20 protein-coding genes and 1 pseudogene are annotated in these 21,652 nt (G+C 65.6%); 15 read left to right on the top strand and 6 right to left on the bottom strand.

What is annotated here, in order from left to right:
* Window positions 1-16 precede the first annotated feature (16 nt).
* Complete coding sequence (locus BW971_RS08035; RefSeq protein ID WP_076478390.1) at window positions 17-883, top strand: 3-hydroxybutyryl-CoA dehydrogenase; 867 nt, start codon at window positions 17-19, stop codon at window positions 881-883.
* A 54-nt stretch (window positions 884-937) separates the two neighbouring features.
* A complete protein-coding gene (gene metE, locus BW971_RS08030) occupies window positions 938-3,241 on the top strand; it encodes a 5-methyltetrahydropteroyltriglutamate--homocysteine S-methyltransferase (RefSeq protein WP_076478388.1) in 2,304 nt (767 codons plus the stop codon).
* 179 nt (window positions 3,242-3,420) lie between these two features.
* On the opposite strand, the gene BW971_RS08025 is transcribed toward metE, so the two are convergent.
* The 4 genes from BW971_RS08025 to BW971_RS08010 form a co-directional block, all read right to left on the bottom strand.
* A complete protein-coding gene (locus BW971_RS08025) occupies window positions 3,421-4,590 on the bottom strand; it encodes an HNH endonuclease (protein WP_143690258.1) in 1,170 nt (389 codons plus the stop codon).
* Between the two features lie 364 nt (window positions 4,591-4,954).
* Window positions 4,955-5,239: a GNAT family N-acetyltransferase gene (locus BW971_RS08020; RefSeq protein ID WP_076478386.1), complete on the bottom strand. Its 285-nt coding sequence runs from the start codon at window positions 5,237-5,239 to the stop codon at window positions 4,955-4,957.
* A gap of 240 nt (window positions 5,240-5,479) precedes the next feature.
* Window positions 5,480-6,307, bottom strand: coding sequence for a PPK2 family polyphosphate kinase (locus BW971_RS08015; RefSeq protein ID WP_076478827.1), 828 nt, complete (start codon window positions 6,305-6,307; stop codon window positions 5,480-5,482).
* Between the two features lie 88 nt (window positions 6,308-6,395).
* Window positions 6,396-7,169 (bottom strand): TetR/AcrR family transcriptional regulator, encoded by a 774-nt coding sequence (locus BW971_RS08010; RefSeq protein WP_076478384.1) that lies wholly within the window; start codon window positions 7,167-7,169, stop codon window positions 6,396-6,398.
* A gap of 183 nt (window positions 7,170-7,352) precedes the next feature.
* Between BW971_RS08010 and BW971_RS08005 the strand changes: the two genes are divergently transcribed.
* The 7 genes from BW971_RS08005 (at window position 7,353) to BW971_RS07975 (ending at window position 13,093) form a co-directional block, all read left to right on the top strand.
* A complete protein-coding gene (locus tag BW971_RS08005) occupies window positions 7,353-8,672 on the top strand; it encodes a DUF445 domain-containing protein (RefSeq protein WP_076478382.1) in 1,320 nt (439 codons plus the stop codon).
* Between the two features lie 127 nt (window positions 8,673-8,799).
* Window positions 8,800-9,279: a helix-turn-helix domain-containing protein gene (locus tag BW971_RS08000; RefSeq protein ID WP_076478380.1), complete on the top strand. Its 480-nt coding sequence runs from the start codon at window positions 8,800-8,802 to the stop codon at window positions 9,277-9,279.
* A gap of 24 nt (window positions 9,280-9,303) precedes the next feature.
* Window positions 9,304-10,047: a heparin-binding hemagglutinin gene (locus tag BW971_RS07995; protein ID WP_076478378.1), complete on the top strand. Its 744-nt coding sequence runs from the start codon at window positions 9,304-9,306 to the stop codon at window positions 10,045-10,047.
* Between the two features lie 85 nt (window positions 10,048-10,132).
* Complete coding sequence (locus BW971_RS07990; protein WP_076478376.1) at window positions 10,133-10,444, top strand: DUF2516 family protein; 312 nt, start codon at window positions 10,133-10,135, stop codon at window positions 10,442-10,444.
* A 35-nt stretch (window positions 10,445-10,479) separates the two neighbouring features.
* Window positions 10,480-11,385 carry a MerR family transcriptional regulator gene (locus tag BW971_RS07985; protein WP_083709502.1) on the top strand — a complete coding sequence of 302 codons (906 nt, stop codon included), beginning with the start codon at window positions 10,480-10,482 and terminating at the stop codon, window positions 11,383-11,385.
* Window positions 11,382-12,458, top strand: a complete 1,077-nt coding sequence (locus tag BW971_RS07980; protein WP_234974302.1) for an alpha/beta fold hydrolase — start codon at window positions 11,382-11,384, stop codon at window positions 12,456-12,458. The genes BW971_RS07985 and BW971_RS07980 overlap by 4 nt, the downstream gene beginning before the upstream one ends.
* An 11-nt stretch (window positions 12,459-12,469) precedes the next feature.
* Window positions 12,470-13,093, top strand: coding sequence for an FMN-binding negative transcriptional regulator (locus BW971_RS07975; protein WP_076478374.1), 624 nt, complete (start codon window positions 12,470-12,472; stop codon window positions 13,091-13,093).
* Between the two features lie 34 nt (window positions 13,094-13,127).
* Here the strand turns inward: BW971_RS07975 and BW971_RS07970 are convergent, their stop codons facing one another.
* Window positions 13,128-14,375 carry a PucR family transcriptional regulator gene (locus tag BW971_RS07970; protein WP_076478372.1) on the bottom strand — a complete coding sequence of 416 codons (1,248 nt, stop codon included), beginning with the start codon at window positions 14,373-14,375 and terminating at the stop codon, window positions 13,128-13,130.
* A 136-nt stretch (window positions 14,376-14,511) separates the two neighbouring features.
* On the opposite strand from BW971_RS07970, the gene BW971_RS07965 reads away from it, so the two are divergent.
* From BW971_RS07965 to BW971_RS07945, 5 genes are all read left to right on the top strand, one after another.
* Window positions 14,512-15,906 (top strand): cytochrome P450, encoded by a 1,395-nt coding sequence (locus BW971_RS07965; protein WP_076478370.1) that lies wholly within the window; start codon window positions 14,512-14,514, stop codon window positions 15,904-15,906.
* A 13-nt stretch (window positions 15,907-15,919) separates the two neighbouring features.
* Window positions 15,920-16,795, top strand: a complete 876-nt coding sequence (locus BW971_RS07960; protein WP_076478368.1) for an SDR family NAD(P)-dependent oxidoreductase — start codon at window positions 15,920-15,922, stop codon at window positions 16,793-16,795.
* Entirely contained in the window at window positions 16,792-18,459 is a 1,668-nt protein-coding gene (locus BW971_RS07955; protein ID WP_083709500.1) for an FAD-dependent oxidoreductase, read from the top strand. Before BW971_RS07960 ends, BW971_RS07955 begins: the two co-directional genes overlap by 4 nt.
* The gene (locus BW971_RS07950; RefSeq protein ID WP_076478364.1) at window positions 18,456-19,355 is read left to right on the top strand and encodes an alpha/beta hydrolase; all 900 of its coding nucleotides are present in this window, start codon (window positions 18,456-18,458) and stop codon (window positions 19,353-19,355) included. The genes BW971_RS07955 and BW971_RS07950 overlap by 4 nt, the downstream gene beginning before the upstream one ends.
* A 95-nt stretch (window positions 19,356-19,450) precedes the next feature.
* Window positions 19,451-20,506 carry an NAD-dependent epimerase/dehydratase family protein gene (locus tag BW971_RS07945; protein ID WP_076478362.1) on the top strand — a complete coding sequence of 352 codons (1,056 nt, stop codon included), beginning with the start codon at window positions 19,451-19,453 and terminating at the stop codon, window positions 20,504-20,506.
* Between the two features lie 68 nt (window positions 20,507-20,574).
* Here the strand turns inward: BW971_RS07945 and deoC are convergent, their stop codons facing one another.
* Entirely contained in the window at window positions 20,575-21,243 is a 669-nt protein-coding gene (gene deoC, locus BW971_RS07940; protein WP_076478360.1) for a deoxyribose-phosphate aldolase, read from the bottom strand.
* A 26-nt stretch (window positions 21,244-21,269) separates the two neighbouring features.
* On the opposite strand from deoC, the pseudogene BW971_RS07935 reads away from it, so the two are divergent.
* A pseudogene (locus BW971_RS07935) lies at window positions 21,270-21,652 on the top strand (formyltetrahydrofolate deformylase); the annotation flags it as partial.

The following is a 21,652-nucleotide window of genomic DNA, read 5'->3' as shown; positions in this document are numbered from 1 at the left end:
GAGGGAGCCTCCTGACATGGCTAGCGAAAAGATCTCGCGGGTCGGCGTTGTCGGCGCCGGACAGATGGGGGCCGGCATCGCCGAGGTCTGCGCCCGCGCACACACCGACGTGCTGGTCTACGAGACGACTCGCGAACTGGCCGCCGCCGGCCGGTCGCGCATCCTGCGCTCACTCGATCGCGGTGTGAGCAGCGGCAAACTCACCGAACGTGAACGTGAGCAGGCCTCCTGGCGGCTGCGCTTCACCTCCGACCTCGGCGACTTCGCCGACCGTCAGCTGGTCTGCGAGGCCGCGGTGGAGGACGAGGCGATCAAGACCGAGATCTTCAAGTCGCTGGACAAGGTGGTCACCGACCCCAACGCGGTATTGGCGTCCAACACGTCGTCGATCCCGATCATGAAGCTGGGTATGGCGACCCAGCACGCCGAGCGTGTGGTCGGCATGCACTTCTTCAACCCCGTGCCGGTGCTGCCGCTGGTTGAGCTGGTCACCACCCTGATGACCTCGCCAGAGGTGACCGAGCGCGCGGAGCACTTCGCCGGTGAGGTTCTCGGCAAGCAGGTGGTGCGTTCGGCCGACCGCTCGGGGTTCGTGGTGAATGCCCTGCTGGTGCCGTATCTGCTCTCGGCGATCCGCATGGTGGAGAGCGGCTTCGCCACCAAGGAAGACATCGACAAGGCGATGGTGCTGGGCACCGCGCACCCCATGGGCCCGCTGAAGCTCAGTGACCTGGTCGGTCTGGACACGGTCAAGGCGATCGCGGACAAGATGTACGAGGAGTTCAAGGAGCCCCTGTATTCACCGCCTCCTCTCTTGTTGCGAATGGTCGAGGCGGGGCGACTGGGCAAGAAGGTCGGTCACGGCTTCTACCAGTACCCCTGATCTGAGTCGGTACCACTGCAGTAGGCCCACATCCCCGAGCGAGAACAGGCACAGATGACCAGCCCGGCAGAAGAGATCGAGTACGGCTCCTCCATCCTGGGTTACCCGCGCATCGGCGCGCGCCGTGAGCTCAAGCGGGCGTTGGAGGACTACTGGCATCGCGGCGGCACGGTGGAGGAACTACTCAAACAGGGCCAGGAGCTCCAGGACGACATCTGGCACGAGTTGGCGGCCACGGGGCTCGAACAGGTGCCGGGCAACACGTTCTCGTTCTACGACCACGTGCTGGACAACGCGTTGCTCTTCGGCGCAGTGCCCAAGCGTTTCGAGCCGCTGCGTGATGTCTTGCACCCGTTGGACTTCTATTTCGCGATGGCACGCGGCAAGCCTGACTTCCCGCCGCTGGAGCTGGTGAAGTACTTCGGTACCAACTACCACTACCGCCAGCCGGAGATCGGCCCCGACACCGAGTTCACGCTGCGTGCGGAATCGCTGTTGGCCGAGCACGCACGGGCCAAGGCCGAGGGCATCGAGCTCCGCCCGGTGGTGCTGGGGCCGATCTCGCTGCTCTGGTTGTCCAAACCGGATTTCGAGTCACCCGATGACTTCGCCCCACTGGACCGGCTCGACGATCTCATCCCCGCGTATCTGGCGCTGTTCAAGGCGCTGGCCCGCCAGGGCTGCAAATGCGTCCAACTCGATGAGCCCGCGTTCACGATGGACCGCACCGACGCCGAACTGGAGTCGCTCAGGAGCACCTACGACACTCTCTCGGCGGCGTCGCAGCGACCACGGTTGCTGGTGACCGGACAGTACGGCGACTTCGGTCCGGCGCTGCCCATCCTGGCCGAGACCAACGTGGAGGCCATCGCACTGGACCTGGTGAGCGAGCGAGTCAGCGCGTCAGCGCTGGCGAAGATCCCGGGTCTACGGCGCAAGCGCCTCTACGCCGGGGTGATCAACGGTCGCAACGTCTGGAAAGCCGACAAGGTCCAGACGTTGGAGTACCTGATGTCGCTCAAGGCCGTGGTGCCCGACCTGGTGGTCTCCACCTCGTGCAGCCTCATGCATGTGCCGATCGATCTGCTCATCGAGTACGACATCCCTGGTGATGTGGCCGACCGGTTGGCCTTCGCCAAGCAGAAGGTCGGCGAGGTGGTCTCACTGGCCAAGGCGGTCACCCACGGGGCACCGGAGCGCTGGTACAACCGGCCGCAGAAGGTGCATTTTAAACTCAAACACGATGTGCGCCAGCGGGTTGCGGCGATCCGCCCGGACCAACGCGAGCGCGCGCCCTACGCCGAGCGCAAGGCCGCCCAGGATGAGGCGTTGGGGCTACCACCGGTGCCGACGACTACCTTGGGATCGTTCCCGCAGACCGCCGAGATCCGCAAGGCGCGTTACGACTACGGTCGCGGGAATCTCGACTGGGAGTCCTACGCTCAGCGATTGCGCGACGAGATCAAGCGCGTCATCGAGCTGCAGGAGGATATCGGTCTCGATGTCCTGGTCCACGGCGAACCCGAACGCAACGACATGGTCCAGTACTTTGCCGAATTGATCGATGGTTATGTGGCAACACATTTCGGCTGGGTGCAGACCTACGGCTCACGTAATGTGCGGCCGCCCATCCTCTACGGTGACCTGAAGCGCAGGGGTCCGATGACCGTCGAGTGGATCTCCTATGCGCAGTCACTGACCGACAAACCGGTCAAGGCCATACTCACCGGCCCGGTGACCATGCTCGCGCGTTCGTTCGTCCGTCAGGATCAGCCGCTCTACGAGACCGCCGAGCAGCTGGCGCTGGCGATCCGTGACGAGGTGACCGATCTGGAGCGTGCGGGTATCCGCATCATCCAAGTCGACGAGCCGTCGATCCGAGAACTCTTGCCACTACGCGAGCGGGGTCGTGAGGGGTACCTCGACTGGGCAGTGTCAGCGTTCAAACTGGCGGTCGGATCAGCGAATGCGCACACCCAGATTCATACCCATCTGGGGTATTCGAGCATCGAGCGGGTGGTCGAGGCGTTCGACGGACTCGATGCCGACGTCACGTCGATCGTGGCGACTCGTTCGATCGACTGGGTGCTCGACCAGTTGGTCAGGCGCGGGACGTCGATCCAGCGAGGACTCGGTCCAGGTGTCTACGAGAGCCGCAGCGCTGCGATCCCGGACATCGATGAGATCGATGAGCGAATCCAACGGGCCACAAAGGCCATCGATCCGGAGCGGCTGTGGGTCAACCCGGACGGTGGTCTGAAGACGCGCCATTACTGGCAGCTCGAGCCGTCGCTGCGCAACATGGTCGCGGCTGCCCGGCGTGAACGCCGACGGATCGCCGCCGCACACGAGGGGTGACGGCGATCCGGCAGCTCACAACTATGGAGTTGTCGAGATACATGCGCGTCCGCGTGGCACGGGCGCTGGGTAGTGCAGTCTCAGGCGGCGGGCATCGGTGAACAGTCGAGTCGCATGGTTCGCCGGTTGTGGGCGGGCAGGGGTCGGCGTCGTGGGTCCACCGTTGCGGGTGGGATGAGTCAGGGGTGGCGGTCGTGGCCGATGACCACTTCCCATCCCTGGTGGTGCACGGCGGTGTGGCAGGACCGGCAGAGCAGGCACCCGTTGTCGAGGATGGTCGGTCCGCCGTCGGCGTGGTGGACGATGTGGTGGCAGTCCGTCCAGGAGGCGGGTGCACCGCATTTCACACAGCACTGATCACGCACGATGACCGCCTTACGCACCGCCCCGGTGAACAAGCGTTTCGTCGCCGACACCGCGGTGGGTACACCGTGCTGGTCGAGGTCGACCCGGGTGATCCCGGCATCGCACCCGACCAACTTGGCCGCCCGGTCGGAGATGGACCCCAACCACCCCAGGCGTGCGGTGTTCCGATCTTCGAGGGGCACGGTCACCATCACCTCCGTTCTCGGCGCACTGACCATCGCGTCGTCGGCTGCGGCACGGACTCCGCATTGCAGTAGTTGCCCGAAGGCGTCGGCGCGACGCCTGCCCGCGGATCGTGGGTCGGGTGTGCCGTCGGGTAGGGGTCGTGGTCGTGATGCGGTGTCGACCGCGCAGATCAACCGTTCCCCGGTGAGAACATCCAGATCGAAGGTGCCCTGCAGGCGTCCGTCGTCAACCTGATGCCAGCCCATCTCGTTGAGCGTGGCGTCCTCGGCGGCCGGGATGGTGTCGCCTGCGGGTGCGGCCTCGACAGCAACCGCACGCGCCAGAGCCATCAGTTCCGCGGGGCTGGCACCGGAGATCGCCTGACCGACCAACGTGCTCTCCACCGTGGTGATCGCCTCCGAGCCCACCGGCTGCTTGGTACGCGTGCTCACATGTGCGACCCCGCGTACGACCGCGTCGACGTGTTCACCGGAGAGGAACCCGTTGCTGCTGTACCGCTGCGGAGAAGCCAACGCATCCACAGCCCGTCCCACCCGCAGACACCGATCCGCCGCGACCGGAGCCATTCCGTTGGCCACCAACAGTTCCCGCGTCTTCATCCCGGATCGCTTCGCGACACCGACTCGCTCGGCCTGCGCCGCGAGCACCGCCAGCAGATGATCGGTGACCGCCCGCAAACGCACCGCACCACCTATCGCGGCGATGATGTCGGCGTCCACATCATTGACCACACCGGCGCTCGTATCGAGTTCGTCGACAAGCAGATCACCCATCTCGGTGAACATTCCTGCGTGCATGTTGGTCACCTCACCGGTGTCGAATGGTCGGAAATAGTTTCAGCTACCGCAATGCGTTTCGACGAGATCCTGCGATGGTATGGACTACGCCGGTTGTCCTGCATGTCAATGAGACGCATCAGAACCGCACCGGGTTCCGGTGAATGCTGGATTCTGGCCGAAGAGTTCTCGTCGCATGCGTCGAGCGTCGCTCGGCACGAGCGCTGGGCGGGCGACCGTCGACGGAAAGTCAACTGGCCCGCGTAGCCGCTCTGATCTCATGCGTCCATAGTGCAGGTGTTCGGCCTTTGGGCAACCCAGAATATAGCGAAAGGGATTGCGCAACAATCGACATGGTCGCACCTACAGGGGCGCGGTAAGAAGTCTAGATCAGTGCTCCGACACAATCCGACCGCCAGCTCGCGGCCCGTGGACTACTCCGAATATCAGATACGTATGCGTGCAGGGCAAAGACGAGGTAACCGTACGCGGCCTCGTGTGCGATTCGCTGCTCGACGAGGTTCAGCAATCGGCCACCCAGACCGCGTCCCTGGAGATCAGGCGCGACGACGAGCCGCCCCACCTCGGCGACCCACGTCGCGGAGTCGACCCGCACACGGACCGCGGCGATGAGTCGCCACCCGGCGCTACGCAGTCCCAACGCCGGCACCGACGGACCTCACAACTCGACCGTCAGCTGAGCCGGCGACTGCGCCAACGGTGGCATCCGTAGATCGTTGTGCGCCTGTGCCTCGTGACGTATGCCGCACGTTGCAGTGTCAACATTTCACCCCCGTCGGCGCAGACGGGAACAGAACGGTTTCCATGCGGTCCGATCCTGCCAGACGTCAGGTGCTTCACGACCTTCCGAGACCATGGCCTGTCGGCCCCACCACCGCTCCCGCCCACCTCAGCTCTCGGCAAGCCTCAGTTTCTGTTCCTCGACGTCGAAGTCAGGTGCGGGCCAGGTGAGTTCGAGGCGGTCGAGAGTCTCGATGAGCAGCTCGGTGACGGCCAATCGGGCGAACCACTTGCGGTCGGCGGGCACCACGTGCCAAGGCGCGTGCGGGGTGCTGGTCCGGTCCAGGACCGCCTGGTAGGCCTCCTGGTAGCTGTGCCAGAAGCGGCGCTCGGTGATGTCGTCGGGACTGTACTTCCAATATTTGTCCGGCCGGTTGAGTCGTTTCGCCAACCGGGACCGTTGTTCGTCGTGGGAGATCGCCAGCACCACCTTGACCACGGCGGTACCGCCGGCGACCACTTCCTCCTCGAACTCGTTGATGGCGTCGTAACGCCGCTCCCACTCCTCCTGCTCCACCAACTCGTGCACGCGGACCACCAGCACGTCCTCGTAGTGGGATCGATCGAACACGCCGAGTTGTCCCGCGGCGGGCAGCTTCTTGCGAATCCGCCAGAGGAAGTCGTGCTCGAGTTCCTCGTCGGTCGGTGGGCCGAAGACGGAGTGTGACACCCCCTGTGGATCCACCATGCCGAGGACGTGCTTGACGATGCCACCCTTGCCCGACGTGTCCATACCCTGCAGAACCAGCAGCACCGACCGCGGATCACCGGTGCGGCCGTTGGCGTACAACATCTCCTGCAACGTGGAGAGCTTGTCCCCGCGCTCGGTGAGAAACCGGGTCCCGTCGGATTTGTCGCCGGAGTACCCGGGCGTCGAGCGGGTGTCGAGGTCGACCAGCGGTCCCACCGACTCGGGATGAAGTGCCGGAGCGAGCATGCCCTCGTCACCGAAGGGATGATCGGTGGACGGGTGGGGCGGAGTCTTCATCGTGTACACCTCTCTGCCTCGCCGACCCGAGGTCGGGTCAGGGAGCCGTTCGGATCGTGGGCGACGGATGGTCGATCGCGTTGAACAACTCGGCCGATCCGCCGACGGCCATCACACCGTGGATCGCACCCCACACCATGATCGTCAGATGGTCGATGAGCTGTTCGGCGGTGAGTTGCTCCTCGACCATCCACCAGTGGGTGGCCAATCGGATCGCCCCGACCAGCGCATACGACCACGTCTCCACGCCCGCGGTGTCCATATCTCGTTCGAGCAGGCGGTCGGTCATCGCGTACATCACCAGCTGGGCGACCAACTTTTCCGAGTCGGCCAGCGCCGCAGGTCCGGCGTTGTTGGAGGTGACGAAGGAGTAGATGGCTCTGTCGTCGGCGACCGCGTTGACGTAACCGGCGATGGCACGTTTGGTCAGCGAGAAGTCGTCGACGTCGTCGGTGAGCATCTCGGTGATCTGGGGCAGGAGGGACACCTCGATGAACCGGATCATCGCAGCGGTGTTCAGGTCGTTGCGGTCGGTGAAGTAGCGGTAGAGAACGGTCTTGGAGACACCGATGTGACCGGCGATCTCGTCCATCCCGATGTCGGGCCCCAGCTCGCGGACGGCCGACAGCGTTCCGTCGATGAATTCGGTCCGCCGTTGTTCCTTGTGCTGTTCCCACCGCTGTTTGCGACCGTCCGTCTTGCCGGGGGTGCCGGACGCTCCCAGCAACGATGCAGGCAGTGATTTGGTGGCGTTCGCGGCAGCCGCCACCGCGGCACGGGCGGCCGTGGTGGGGCCGGGACGCGAAGGCATCGAGGGCGTCTCCTGCTGTTCGGACCGCAGCGCTGGGCGTCAGTGCGGCGGTGGGTCTGTACAGCCTAGAGGGTGCGTGGACGGCGAACGTCTGGAACCGATGACCTGACATGGTGTGTGATGCCGCGCGACGCGGGCGTCACCGGGGTTTGGTGGAGCTGCGGTTCGGGTAAGACTGGACCAATGCAGACTTCGCTCGCAGACGACACGCGCTCGGTGCCGGCCACCCCGTCCGGCTTCGGGGACGGCTCGGGTGACGCAGCCCGCCGTGCCGCCCTGCGTCAGATGAAGATCGTGGCGACGGGGATGCTGATCCTCGCCGCGATCATCTACTTCATCACCCGGTGGCTCGAACACCGTGACGGCGCCGCGGTCGCCGGCTGGGTGCCCTACGTCGGCGCGGCTTCCGAGGCGGGGATGGTGGGTGCGCTGGCCGACTGGTTCGCCGTGACCGCGCTGTTCAAGCACCCGTTGGGTCTGCCGATCCCACACACCGCACTGATCCGGAAAAAGAAGGACGACATCGGCGATCAGCTCGGCGACTTCATCGACGAGAACTTCCTCACTCCGTCGGTGATCGAAGGGCAGGTCGCCAAACTGCAGCTGCCCCGACGGATCTCCACGTGGTTGGCCGACCCGGTGAACTCCCCCCGGGTGAACGAGGAGGCCGCTCGGCTGATCGGACTGTTCTCGGAGATGCTGCAGGACGAGGACGTCGAGCAGTTCATCATGGCTGCGATGAAGTGGGCCGCCGAGCCGCAGTGGGGCCCACCCGCCGGACGGGTTCTCGAGCAGTTGATCGAGGAGGACCGTCTCGACCCGGTGATCCAGATGCTCTGCGACCGGGCGCACGACTGGGCGCTGAACAGTCAGGACCTCGTCGATCGTGTGATCGACAAGGACGGTCCTAGCTGGGCACCGAAGTTCGTCAACACGCTTGTCGGCGACCGGATCTACCGCGAGATGGTCGACTACACCCGGAAGGTCCGCGACCACCCCGACCACGACATCCGGCGCGCGATGAACACTTTTCTGGTGCAGTTCGCCTGGGAGCTGCAGAACGACCCGGCGACGATCGCCAAGGTCGAGGAGATCAAGAACGAGTTCATCGGTCGCGACGAGGTCAACGGTGCCGCATCCACCGCCTGGAAGGCGGGCAAAGCGGTGATCGAGGAGATGCTCAACGATCCGCACAGCACGTTGCGCACCACGTTGGCCGACGCGATCATCCAGATGGCGAGGCGCATCCGCGACGATCAGCCACTGCAGGACAAGATGAACTTCTGGACCGTGCGGGTGGCCAAGCACGTGGCCGACAACTACTCACAGGAGATCCTCGCGGTCATCACCGACACCGTGCGGGGCTGGGATGCCGACGAGACCAGCCGCAAGATCGAGTTGCAGGTGGGACGCGATCTGCAGTTCATCCGGATCAACGGCACCGTCGTGGGATCCATTGCGGGACTGGTCATCTACTCGTTGTCGGTCCTCGCTTTCCATTGATCGCCCACCAACCGTGTGGACCTGCACGTCCGTGCGACAAGTGAGCTCCGACACTTCTGCTAACAGGACGCTTGCATTTGCTAGCACCAGTGCAATACTGGTCATCGGAATCGGAGGAGGAAACCCGATGAAACCGGCTTTCGGCAAACGTCCGGACGACTCGCCTCACGAGGGCGATCTCGAGACAGGTGCGGACGACACCGCATCCAAGGCTGTCGCCGGAGTGGCAATTGCCGCGCAGGACATCGGGGAATTCATTCGGTCTCAGCGGATTGCGGCCGAGGTGTCGATTCGGCAGCTCGCCGATCGCGCCGGGGTCAGCAATCCGTACCTCAGTCAGATCGAGAGAGGGCTGCGCAAGCCGTCTGCCGACGTACTGGCCCAGATCGCCAAGGGGTTGCGTGTGTCGGCGGAGGTGCTCTACGTGCGGGCCGGGATTCTCGAGGAGCGGGCGGCGAGCCCGGTGCGTGACGCACTGCTCGCCGACGACACGATCAACGAGCGGCAGAAACAGATGTTGCTGGAGATCTACGACTCGTTCCGCCGGGAACATCCGGGCGAGCAGAATCCTGACCCTCCCGATCAGCACCTCCACTCAAACCGGTGAAACACCACAACCAAGGAGAGAATCGTGAGCAAATCAGAGCGTAACCTGGGCAACCCGCTCTATGCGGCTGTGGGCGCAGGTGACCTGGCCCTCAAGCAGGTGAACGAGGTCATCAACCAGCTGCGGGAACGCACCGAGGCCGCCGCCGGGTCCGCTCAGGCCCGGATCGAGGAGACTCGCGGCCGCATCGGCGAGACCCGCAGCCGCATCGAGTCGCTGCCCGAGGAGGTCCCCGCGAACATCGAGGAGCTGCGCAGCCGCTTCACCCCCGAGGAGCTGCGCAAGGTCGCCGAGGCCTACATCGAGGTCGCGACCGACATCTACAACTCGTTGGCCGAGCGTGGCGAGGAGACCGTCGAGCGTCTGCGTCAGCAGCCGGCCGTCCAGGAGCAGCTGTCGCGGGCCGAGAAGGCCTACAACGACGCCGTCGACCTGACCGAGGATGCGCTGGGCACCGTCTCGTCGCAGACTCGCGCCGTCGGTGAGCGCGCCGCCAAGATCGCCAGCATCGCGGGCAGCAAGGCCGACGAGGCCGCATCGACCGCGAGTGCCAAGATCGCCGATGCCGCGGACACCGCCGCCGCCAAGACCCAGGGTGCCGCGGGCACCGTCGAGGGCAAGGCGCGCACCAGCGCGGACTCGCCGGCCAAGAAGCTGGAGGAGGCGGCCACGCCCGCCAAGAAGGCTCCGGCCAAGAAGACCGCCCCCGCCAAGAAGGCTCCGGCCAAGAAGGCTCCGGCGAAGAAGGCGACCCGCCCCGCCAAGTGACGGATCCGCTCGAGAAGATCCGGATCGCCGCAGACCACCCCCCGCACCTCGGTGTGGGGGGTGGTCTGCGCATAGGCTGTGAGACATGGACCTCGTCGGCTTTCTGGCCTATGGGCAGAGCATGATCCTGTTGCTGTTGACCGTCATCGCCGGTGTGGCCAGCGCGGTCGCACTCGTACACGCAGCACTACAGCGCCCGGACGCGTTCCCGGCGGTGGACCGTCAGTCGAAGGTGATCTGGGTCTCGATCCTCGCCGCGGCCACCCTGTTCATCTGGTTCTTCGGAGCGGTCGGCATCCTCGGCATCATCGGTGTCGTCGCCATGCTGGTGTACCTCGTGGACGTTCGTCCGCGCGTCGACGCGATCCAGGGCAAGCGCTGGTTTCGCAAGGCGTGAGCACCGCGGCGGCCATCCCCCGATAGACTCGCCCAGTGCCCGAGTACCGGATCAACGACCTCTCCGAGATCTCCGGGATCAGTGTCCGCAACATCCGCGTCTATCAGGATCGCGGGTTGTTGCCGCCACCCAAGATCCGGGGGCGTACCGGGTGGTACTCCGACGAGCATCTGGTCCGGCTCAACATCATCTCGCGCATGCTCGAACGGGGTTACACCTTCGCCACGATCAGTGAGTTGCTGCTGGCCGCCCACTATGGGATGCGGGTCGACGACGTGCTCATCGGCTCGCCGAAGGTACCGCGCTGGCGAACTCTGAAACGTGCGGCGACGATCACCATCAACGAGCTACGTCGTACCCTCAACGCCACCGACAGCAGCATCGCGCTCAGTCAACGCCTCGGCCTACTGGCCCAGGAGGGGGCGCAGTACGCGATCAAGAACCCGGAATTGTTGGAGGGTGCGGAGGTGCTGGTGCGGGCAGGCATCGACCTGGACACGTTGTTGAGCCGTTGGGCCCGGGTGCAGGACGATCTCAGTGACGTCGCCGCCAGCTTCGTCTCGATCATCACCGACAAGTACTTCAGCGCCGACGGTGGACTCATCGAGCTCGAGGAGTCGGAGATCGCGAAGGTGGCCGAAGTGATCCAGACGGTGCGCCCGATGGCGCACGAGATCGTGCAGAGCACCTTTCGCAGCGCGTTGGACGAACAGATCTCCCGGGCGTTGGCCGAGGCCGCGGACATCTACGATGCCGAGAAAGAGGATCGCTCCGCCGAGGCACTCAAGGACGAACTCGTTGCCGGTGGCTTCCTCGCCACCGCCTCGAGTCCACGTCGGTCCGATGGTGACGACACGGCGGTGGATCAGCAGGGCAGTGGTCGACCGGAATACAGTCCCGACGGGGACGACGGGGAACGCGAAGACAGGACGGTGGAGTGAGCACGTCGCGGGTGAATGCACGCAAGGTGGTCAAGACCGCGGGCCTCACGGGCCTCGGGGTGGGTGCGACGGCCACGCTCGCCGTCGGCACCATCCTCGGTGCGCTGCTACGGGAAGCCATCACCGCGCCCCCGCCCGTCGACGACGGGCCCGACCAGCTACTGGCCACCCCCTCGCCGATCCCCGAGCGCATCGACGTTCGCGGAAACGACGGTGCCAAGCTGAACGTCCTGGCCTACGGTCCGCCCGACGGTGATCTGATCGTGTTCGCGCACGGGTGGACCTGCAACACCACGCACTGGTTCCCGCAGCTGAACGTGTTCGCCGCGACCCACCGGGTGGTCGTCTACGACCAACGTGGACATGGGCGCAGCGAGATGGGCGACGTCAAAGCCTCTCCCGAACTACTGGGCCAAGACCTCCACCGGGTCCTGCAGGCCGTGGTCCCGGAGGGTAGGCGCGCTCTGATCGCCGGGCACAGCATGGGCGGGATGACCATCCTGTCGTGGGCCATGCAGCATCCGCGCGAGATCGATCGATACGCCCGCGCGGTGATTCTCAACTCCACCGCGGCCGCGGAACTGATGGAACGACTGGCCGTCATCCCCGACGGACTGCCCGGTTACACCCGGCCCTTCCGGCGGCTGGTGAGCCGGCTGATCGCCTCGGCGCCCGTACCGTTGCCGCACACCCCGTACTCGACCCGCGTGACGCAGTACATCGCCTTGAACACCACTGCCCGGCTCGCCCACGTGGAGTTCGTGGACGGCATGGTGCGCAGCTGCCCGGCCCTGGCCCGGGCCCGTTGGGGTGCGGCCATGTCGGCGATCAGTCTCACCGAGGGAGTGCGTGCACTGGACGTGCTCACGGCCGTGGTGGTCGGTACCGACGACCGCTTGACACCCAAGCTGCACGCGGACACCATCGTCGATCTGCTCAAACAGTCCGGGAACGTGTTCGAGTACCTGGTGTTGCCCGACGTGGGCCACATGAGCAACATCGAGGCATCGGAGGAATACAACGCGTTGGTGACCCGACTGCTGAGCGCCACCGAAGGCCGTCGCACCGTCTGAGGAACGAAGCCATGTACGTACCACCGAAGTTCGCACTGTCGAACGATCAGATCGCCGATGCGCTCCGCGCGGCGGACATGGCGTACCTCGTCAGCGCCGGTGCGGCAGGCATGGTGGTCACGCCGCTGCCGATGATGTACGACGCGGAACGGCACAGCCTGGTCGGCCACGTGTCGCGGGCCAACTCGCACTGGCGCGATGACGTGGCGGGGGAGTCGGTGGCCATCTTCGGCGGAGTGGACGGCTACATCTCGCCATCGTTGTACGCGAAGAAGGCCGAGGACGGAAAGGTCGTCCCGACCTGGAACTACGAGACCATCGCGGTGTACGGCCAGTTGCAGGTCCACGACGACACGGACTGGTTGCGGTCGCACGTGACGGCGTTGAGCGACAGCCACGAGAAGAGGCGCTCACAACCGTGGTCGGTCGACGACGCCCCGGATGACTTCATCGACGCCCAGCTGCGCGGCATCATCGGGGTGGAGTTGTCCATTACCCGGTGGGAGGGGAAGGCGAAGATGTCGCAAAATCAGCCCGAACGCAATCAACGCAGTCTGATCGACGGGCTCGCGGCCTCCCGTGATCTCACCGACAACCTGATGGCCGAGCGAGTCGCCACGTACACCGATCGCTGAGGTGCGCACCCGCGTCTTCAGCGCGCACCGTGGTTCACCCGGGGGCGTTGTGTTGGTCCGTCGCGACCGATCCCCGCCAATAGGCGATCTCCAGCGCCATCCCGATGTTCAGCGCGTTGTCCTCGATGGGACGCGGCAGGAGGTTGTTGGCGTGTTTGATTCGGCGTAGCAGTGTGTTGCGGTGTGCAAAAAGGGAATTCGCTGCCTTGGAGGCGTTGCACTGCTCGCGCAGGTAAACGCGGACAGCCTCGCGCAACTCCGGATGGGCACCCGCCAACGGGCCGAGTGTGTGGGTGACGAACCGATCGGCGTGATCCGGGGACGAGGTGAGGAGAAGGATTCCCTCGACGTCGTCGAAGGTCGCGACGGTGTGTTCGGTCTTCATCCGCGCCATCATCCGTTGCGTGCTCAGCGCATCGAGATGAGAGGTCCGGAACCCGTCCCGGCCGCGGCCGGTGGATCCCACCGCGATCCGCCACGGAGTGCTGTCCGGGGTGTTCTTGGTGGTGTCGTGTAGCTGCCCGATGTCGACACCGCCCAGCCACCCCCAGACGGTGCCGGGGCTGGCCGTCACCCGCGTCGAGCCACGCGCTCCGACCTGCTCCGCCAGTTCATCGACCGCGCGCTCCATCTTCGTCAATTGCGGTGACGCTTCGGTGGTCCAGACGACGACGGCGGTATGAGTCTGGTCGAGTCGGTAGCCGAGTAGGAATTCGGTGGATGGGATGTCGGGCCGACCGCCATCGATGAGCAGCGACACCGATTCCAACCGATCGGCCTCGCGGCTTCGTTGTGCTCGCTCCCGTTCCCGGGTGATCTCGGCGGTGAGTGCGGTGATCGTTGCATCGACGAACGTGCCGATCGACTCGGAGGTGATGTCCAACATGTCCTCGAGGTCGGCGACGTCTGTGCTCAAGCTGAACGCGATCTTCATCCAGCGTCGCCACGCGACGTTCTGCCCGAGTCGATACGCCTCGACGCTGGCCTCGGTATGACCGCGATGCACGATGACCTGCGCGATGTTCCGCAGGTCGTCGACCAGGGGCGGAACGGCGTGTCCGGGATCTGCGGCGTTCACCGAGGCCCAGTGCAGAAGTAACGTATGAGTTCCTCGGATCGCGAAGGCGCGCCACTCGGGGTCCACGGCTACGGGTTGCATGTCCGATGCCGAGAAGGCTGCGTCCTCGATCTCGGTGAACCAGCTGGTGGGTGCGGTCAGGACCGCTTCGGCGGACCGTCGGATGAGTTCCCTCACCGCGGGGCTGCAGTCGGGTGTCTCCACCAGAAAATCCTACGACCGCTGATGCACACTGCACACGCTTCCGGCGATTTCGGGATGCGTGCACCTTCCTTCCCGGCCATGAAGCCGTGACGATCGGCAATGCACCACATTCGATACGCACGCAGGAGCAACCATCGTGACCACTGGTGAACTCACAACCGAGGCCGTCCACCTGCCACCCGGACCGCGGCTCTCACCGCGCAACGTGATGCGTTTCGTCACCGATCGGCCGCGCATGCTGCGTCAGCTCGCGGATCGCTACGGCCCGACGTTCACCATGTGGATCCCCGGTTTCGGCAAGACGGTCATCCTGACCGAACCGGAGATGTTCGACGAGCTCTTCCACATACCTGCCGACATCGCCGGGGGTGTCGAGCCCAGCCTGGACGTGATGTTCGGCCAGGGCTCGATCTTCGGCAAACAGACCGCGGAACACAAGCGGCACCGGCGGGTGCTCACCCCTCCGTTCCACGGGCACAATCTGCGTGCGTTCGAGCAGATCGTCGAGGAGGAGACCCGCAAGGAGATCATTACCTGGCCGGTGGGTGAGAGCTTCGCGACGCAGCCGTCCACGAACAGCATCGCCCTCAACATCATCCTTCGCGCCACGTTCGGTGCGGACGGCAAGGAATTCGACGAGCTACGCGAGCTGACGCCGAAATGGATCCGGTTCGGCGCGATGTTGTTCAGCGTCCGACCACTGCAGAGGGACTGGGGGCCGCTGAGTCCGTGGCGCCGCCACCTCGCGATGCGCCGGCAGTTCGACGACATCATCGGCCGTCTGATCACCCGCGCACTGTCCGATCCCGATTTCGAGAACCGGACCGACATCCTGTCCCGCATGCTGCGCGCGCAGCATGACGACGGTACGCCACTGACACACGAGGAGATCGGTGACGAGCTGGTCACGCTGGTGGCCGCCGGCCACGAGACCACCGCCACCTCCCTGGCGTGGGCGTTCGAGCGCCTGAGCCGCCATCCGCACACCCTTGACCGGCTCGTCACCGAGATCGACGAGGGTGGCGCCGCGTACATGCAGGCCGTCATCCACGAGGTGATGCGGACGCGGGCCACCATCGACGGCACCGCACGCCGCGTCCTTGTGGACCGGATGTCGTTCGGCGACTGGGTGATCCCGCATGGGATGAACCTGTATACCGCTACGTCGTTGGTGCACAACGATCCCCGCTACTTTTCTCGGCCCGACGACTTCATCCCGGATCGTTTTCTCGGTCGTATGCCCGACACCTACTCCTGGACGCCGTTCGGCGGTGGCGTGCGTCGCTGTGTGGGCGCCACCTTCGCCAACATGGAGATGGCCGTCATCCTTCGGACGGTGCTGAGCACCTACAGGATCGAGCCCACCGATGCCCCCGGCGAACGCATTGTGTTCCGCGGGCTACCGTTCGCTCCGTCCCGTGGTGGACGCATCACCGTCACACCGCGCGAGCGGACGGATGTGTTGGGCATCTCGGGGTCGGACTCACCTGCCTCGTCACCGGTGGCGGCCGGTTGCCCATACAACCACTGAGAAGGAATCACCCATGAAGTTCAACAGCAAAGTCGCCGTTGTCACCGGAGCCGGATCGGGTATCGGGCGAGCCGTCGCCGTGGAGCTGGCCGCGCGCGGAGCTCGTCTCGCGCTGTCAGACATCGAACCTCTCGGACTGGCGCACACCGCGGACCTGGTGGCGGGACAGGGGGCTCCGGTCCACACCGCGACTCTCGACGTGTCCAGTCGTGGCGCCGTGGCCGAGTATGCGACCGCGGTGCTCGCACACTACGGTGCGGTGGACATCGTGGTGAACAACGCCGGGATCGCCGGCGACAGCGGTACATTCGTCAACTCCGAGCTGGACGGATTCCAGCGGATCCTGGACGTGAACCTGTGGGGTGTCATCAACAACACCAAGGCCTTCCTCCCCAGTCTGATCGCGTCGGGTGACGGACATCTGGTCAACATCTCCAGCATCAACGGGATCGTGGCGCAACCCGGCACAGCTGCGTACTGCACCAGCAAGTTCGCGGTACGCGGATTCACCGAATCGGTGCGGGCCGACATGGTCGCGTCCGGGCTGCCGGTGCGGGTGACCGTCGTCCATCCCGGTGGTGTGTCCACCGACATCGCGAATTCGGCGTTCGACCGCGCGGGATCCGACGTCACTCCCGAACAACGCAAGCGGCTGGAGACCTATAACGACAAGCTGTTGCGGATGCCGTCGGAGAAGGCCGCGGGGATCATCGTCGACGGCATCGCCACGGGGCGTTCGCGGGTACTGGTGGGGCACGATGCGCGCCTGCTGGACGTCGTTGCGCGCATCGTGCCCGCGCGGATCCCGGTGGTGACCGCGTGGTTCGAGCGCAGGATGTTCGGTGTACCGGCGGTCTCGGACGAGCGGTCGGCGAGCGCCTCGTCATGAGTCATGTGATCACCCAGCCCTGCTGCAACGACGCGAGTTGCATCGCGGCCTGCCCGGTGAACTGCATCCACCCGACCCCGGACGAGAGGGATTTCACCTCCGCCGAGATGCTGTACATCGACCCCGCGACATGTATCGACTGTGGCGCGTGCGTGCCGGAGTGTCCGGTGGAGGCCATCGTGCCGGAAACGGACCTCGCCGCGGAACAGTCGGTGTTTCTCGACATCAATGCCGCCTACTACCGCGACCACGACGTGCGAGACGGCCTCGTGCCCTTCCGGCCCCGTCGGGACACACAGGTGCGCGAGCCGATTCGGGTGGCCGTGGTGGGCTCCGGTCCGGCGGGGCTCTACACGGCGGAGGAGCTGCTCACCGAACCGAACGTGCACGTGGACGTGCTCGACCGATTGCCGACACCCTTGGGACTGATCCGCTTCGGAGTGGCACCGGACCACGCGTCGACCAAGCTGGCGGGGGAGGCCCTACACGAGGTCACCTCGTCACCGCGGTTCCGTTACCTGCTGGGTGTGGAGGTCGGCCGCGACATCACCGCCGCCGAACTCGTCGAGGCATACTCCGCGGTGGTCTATGCGCACGGAGCCGCCGCGCCGAAGTCGCTGGGAATCGACGGCGAAGAGTTGCGAGGCAGCATCTCCTCCACGGAGTTCGTCGCCTGGTACAACGGCCACCCCGACTACGCCGATCGGACCTACGACCTCTCGGATGAGCGCGTCGTGCTGGTGGGCAATGGGAATGTGGCCCTGGACGTGGCGCGCATACTCCTCGCCGATCCGGAGGTGCTCGGCCGTACCGACATCGCCGACCATGCGCTGCACGTGTTACGCCGCAGCGCTGTCCGCGAGGTCGTGCTGATCGGTCGGCGCGGGCCGGCCGAGGCGGCGTTCACGATCGGGGAGCTCGCGGCACTCGCCGAACTGGACGGGGTGGACGTGAGCGTCGAGACAGGGGGCAGGGGTGGCGGAGTGCGGACCGCGGACGCCCTGACGACCGCCAAGACAGATCTTCTGCGCGACTTAGCCGGCCGGCCCGCCGGTAGCGGTGCGCGACGCCTGGTCTTTCGTTTCCATACCCGCCCGACCGCGATTCTCGGTGACGAGGACGGTGGAGTTCGCGGCGTGCAGGTGGTCGACGGTGACTCGGCCGCCACGCTGTCAACGTCGTTGGTGATCCGGTCCATCGGATACACCGGCGAGCCGCTCGACGGACTCCCGTTCGACGATGCGCTCGGCATCGTCCCGAATGTCGGAGGACGGGTGCTGGACCCGGCAACGGACGGGCCGCTGGCGGCGCACTACGTTGCCGGGTGGATCAAACGAGGGCCGCGCGGTGGGATCGGCACGAACCGTCGATGCGGACAGGAGACCGCGCGGGCGGTCCTGGACGATGCCGCGGCCGGCACGCTCACCCCGCGCTCCGCCGACACCGACATCGCGGATCTCGCGACACGGCGCGGCGCGACCGTGCTCGACGGTGCTGCCTGGGGACGGATCGATGCCGTCGAACGCGCCGCAGGCAGAGAGGCGCGGCGTCCGCGGGTGAAGATGACCGATCTCCGCACGCTGATCACGGCCGCCGGATTACATTTCCACACCGGGAGCAGATATGGCGACAACGAAATCCGAACCACCGAGGTGAAGAAATGACACGGAACGACATCACATTTCCCTCCGGTTCCACCACGTGTGCGGGCTGGTTGTACCGGCCGTCGGATGCGGCCGACCGGCGCCCCGTCATCGTCATGGCCCATGGACTCGGAGGCGTCAAGGAAGAGCGGCTCGACGCGTTCGCCGAACGATTCACCGACGCCGGATACATGTGCCTGGTCTTCGACTACCGATACTTCGGCGCCAGCGGTGGTCAGCCCCGCCAACTTCTCGACATCAACGCTCAGCTCGCAGACTGGCGTGCCGCCGTCGACTTCGCCCGTACACTCGACGGCGCCGATCCGGAGCGGATCGTGGTCTGGGGCACGTCGTTCAGCGGTGGCCACTCGATCATCACCGCCGCGCGTGACCATCGCATCGTCGCGGCGGTCAGCCAGTGTCCGTTCACCAACGGGCTCGCATCGTCGCTCGCAATCCCACCGGTCACCTCGGCGAAGCTCACCGCCCTCGCGCTCCGGGACCAGATCGGCGCACGCCTGGGCCGCGCGCCCGTGATGGTGTCCACATACGGAGCACCGGGTGACACGGCCCTGATGACCGCGCCCGATGTCGTGTCCGGGCTCAAGGCGATCATCCCCACCGGCTCCACCGCACCGAAAGACGTCGCGGCCCGGATCGCGTTACACATCACCTGGCATCGACCAGGCCGGTACGCGAAGGACGTTCGATGCCCGATCTTCTTCGGCATCTGCGAGAAGGACACCGTGGCGCCTCCCGGTCCCACCCGGAAATACGCTGCGCAGGCGCCGCACTCCGAGGTCAAGCTCTACGACGCCGGGCACTTCGACATCTACGTCGGCGAGGACTTCGAGCGCAACGTGACCGATCAGCTGGACTTCCTCAACCGCCACGTGCCAATGGCGGATCACGTCTGACCCGGAGTCGCTGTTTCCGGAAGCCGTTCGCCCAGGGCGGTCCATGGCGCAGACTGGCGTCGGTGCGCCGTCGAAATCCATCCACAGGAGAGAACATGACCGAGATCGACCCCGACGTGCCCGTTCTCGTCACGGGAGGCAGCGGCTACGTGGCCAGCTGGATCGTCCGCTATCTGCTGGAGGACGGCCGGACGGTCCGAGCGACGGTTCGTGACCCGAAGAAACCCAAGGGACTCGATCACCTCCACAAGCTCTCCGACGAACACCCTGGACGGCTGACACTGCACGCGGCCGATCTGCTGGACCAAGGGAGTTTCGCCGCGGCCATGGACGGTTGTCAGCTGGTGATCCACACCGCATCCCCGTTTCTCATGGGCAAACTCGATGACCCTCAGGAACAACTGGTACGTCCTGCGCTCGAAGGCACACGCAACGTGCTGACCAGTGTGAACCAGACCGAATCGGTGAGACGCGTGGTGCTCACCAGCAGCATTGTCGCCATCTACGGTGACAACATCGACATGCGCGGGAAGACCTGTTTCACCGATGCCGACTGGAACACCACCAGCACCGACTCACACCAGGAATACAGCTACTCCAAGACGGTCGCGGAGAAGGAGGCCTGGGCCATGTGTGGGGCCCAGGATCGCTGGGACCTGGTGACGGTGCATCCCGGGCTGGTCTTCGGACCGTCGCTGACCACGAGCAGCGCCTCCGGGACGATGACCACCATCGGCCATTTCACCGACGGCTCCATGACGCTAGGGGCGCCGGCACTGGAAATGGGTGTCGTGGATGTGCGCGACGTTGCCCGCACCCATATCGCCGCGGCGTTCACCCCGACCGCACGCGGTCGATACATCGCCACCTCGGGCACGGTCAGCCTGCTGGACATGGGCAAGATTCTGCGCTCCGCGTTCGGCAAGCGACGCAGCTTCCCCAACCGGGAGTTGCCGAAGGCATTGGTGAAGATCGGTGGACCGGCCACCGGGATGACACGCAAGTTCGTCGATCGCAACGTCGGTTGGCCACTGCGGTTCGACAACAGCCGCACCCGTGAGGAACTCGGTGTCGAGTTCATCGCGCCCGAGACGACCGTCGTCGACCACTTTCAGCAGATGATCGACGACGGTCAGGTGAAGCCCCGATAGGTGTCCTGATGGTGACTCGTGTGAGAACTACTGTGCTCCACGGACTTCACCGGCTCCCGCGGCGAGTTTCAGCGGAAGCCGTCCAGCACCGCTCGGGTGCCCGACAATCCCAGTCGGGTGGCCCCCGCGGCGATGAGCTCGGCGGCGGACTCGGCGGTACGGATTCCGCCGGACGCCTTGACGCCGGTCGTGTCGGGGACCGCGGCGCGCATGATGCGCACCGCCTCGACACTCGCTCCGCCGGACGGATGAAAGCCGGTCGAGGTCTTGACCATGTCGGCTCCGGCGGTCACCGCGCGCACGCACACCTCGGTCAGGGTGTCCGGTCCGGCGAACTCCAACAGCGCGGCCGACTCGACTATCACCTTGAGCAGTACGTCCGGTCCGATGGCCTCCCGGACCGTGAGGACGTCGGCGAACACCTCGTCGTACGCACCGGCGATCGCCGCACCGACGTCGATGACCATGTCGACCTCGGTGGCCCCGGTGTCCACGGCCAGCCGGGCCTCGGCCGCCTTGACCAGCGAGTGATGTTTGCCGGACGGGAACCCGGCCACCACGCAGGTGGCCTGGTCACCGGTGTCGACCGGCAGCATCGACGGAGACAGGCACACCGCGAACACCCCGAGGTCGGCGGCCTCGGCGATCGTCCGCTCGGCGTCGGCGCGGGTCGCCTCGGGCTTGAGCAGGGTGTGGTCGACGATGGCGGCCACCTGGGAACGGGTCAGTTCGGTCACCCGACCACTTTGGCAAACTCATACGGGTGAGCGCACGTGCGTCCCTCGACGACCACCGTTATGTCCTGACCCTGGGCTGCCCGGACAGCACCGGTATCGTCGCCCGGATCTCCGGTTTCCTCGGAGAGATCGGTGGCTGGATCGTGGAGGCCGCCTACCATTCGGACCCGGCGTCCGGGTGGTTCTTCACCCGACAGGCGGTGCGTGCCGACAGCGTGACCCTGTCACCCGAGGAGATCCGCGCGAGGTTCCAGCGTGAGGTGGTCGCCGGGCTCGGGTCCGACACCGAATGGCGATTCACCGACACCGCGGCGCGTAAGCGGATCGTCATCCTGGTGAGCCGTGAGGGTCACTGTCTCGGTGACCTGCTGGGTCGGGCCTACCGCGGTGAACTGCCCGCCGACGTGGC

This window comes from Williamsia sterculiae (assembly GCF_900156495.1).
In the GTDB taxonomy this organism is placed as follows: domain Bacteria; phylum Actinomycetota; class Actinomycetes; order Mycobacteriales; family Mycobacteriaceae; genus Williamsia_B; species Williamsia_B sterculiae.
Note: the sequence above shows the minus strand (reverse complement) of the source record. Positions and strands in the feature narration are given on the sequence as shown.

Bases quoted from the DNA above. Each gene is read 5' to 3' on its own strand.
- BW971_RS08035 (WP_076478390.1), top strand. From the start codon at position 17: ATGGCTAGCGAAAAGATCTCGCGGGTCGGCGTTGTCGGCGCCGGACAG.
- metE (WP_076478388.1), top strand. From the start codon at position 938: ATGACCAGCCCGGCAGAAGAGATCGAGTACGGCTCCTCCATCCTGGGT.
- BW971_RS08025 (WP_143690258.1), bottom strand. From the start codon at position 4,590: ATGCACGCAGGAATGTTCACCGAGATGGGTGATCTGCTTGTCGACGAA.
- BW971_RS08015 (WP_076478827.1), bottom strand. From the start codon at position 6,307: ATGCTCGCTCCGGCACTTCATCCCGAGTCGGTGGGACCGCTGGTCGAC.
- BW971_RS08010 (WP_076478384.1), bottom strand. From the start codon at position 7,169: ATGCCTTCGCGTCCCGGCCCCACCACGGCCGCCCGTGCCGCGGTGGCG.
- BW971_RS08005 (WP_076478382.1), top strand. From the start codon at position 7,353: ATGCAGACTTCGCTCGCAGACGACACGCGCTCGGTGCCGGCCACCCCG.
- BW971_RS08000 (WP_076478380.1), top strand. From the start codon at position 8,800: ATGAAACCGGCTTTCGGCAAACGTCCGGACGACTCGCCTCACGAGGGC.
- BW971_RS07990 (WP_076478376.1), top strand. From the start codon at position 10,133: ATGGACCTCGTCGGCTTTCTGGCCTATGGGCAGAGCATGATCCTGTTG.
- BW971_RS07975 (WP_076478374.1), top strand. From the start codon at position 12,470: ATGTACGTACCACCGAAGTTCGCACTGTCGAACGATCAGATCGCCGAT.
- BW971_RS07960 (WP_076478368.1), top strand. From the start codon at position 15,920: ATGAAGTTCAACAGCAAAGTCGCCGTTGTCACCGGAGCCGGATCGGGT.
- BW971_RS07955 (WP_083709500.1), top strand. From the start codon at position 16,792: ATGAGTCATGTGATCACCCAGCCCTGCTGCAACGACGCGAGTTGCATC.
- BW971_RS07950 (WP_076478364.1), top strand. From the start codon at position 18,456: ATGACACGGAACGACATCACATTTCCCTCCGGTTCCACCACGTGTGCG.
- BW971_RS07945 (WP_076478362.1), top strand. From the start codon at position 19,451: ATGACCGAGATCGACCCCGACGTGCCCGTTCTCGTCACGGGAGGCAGC.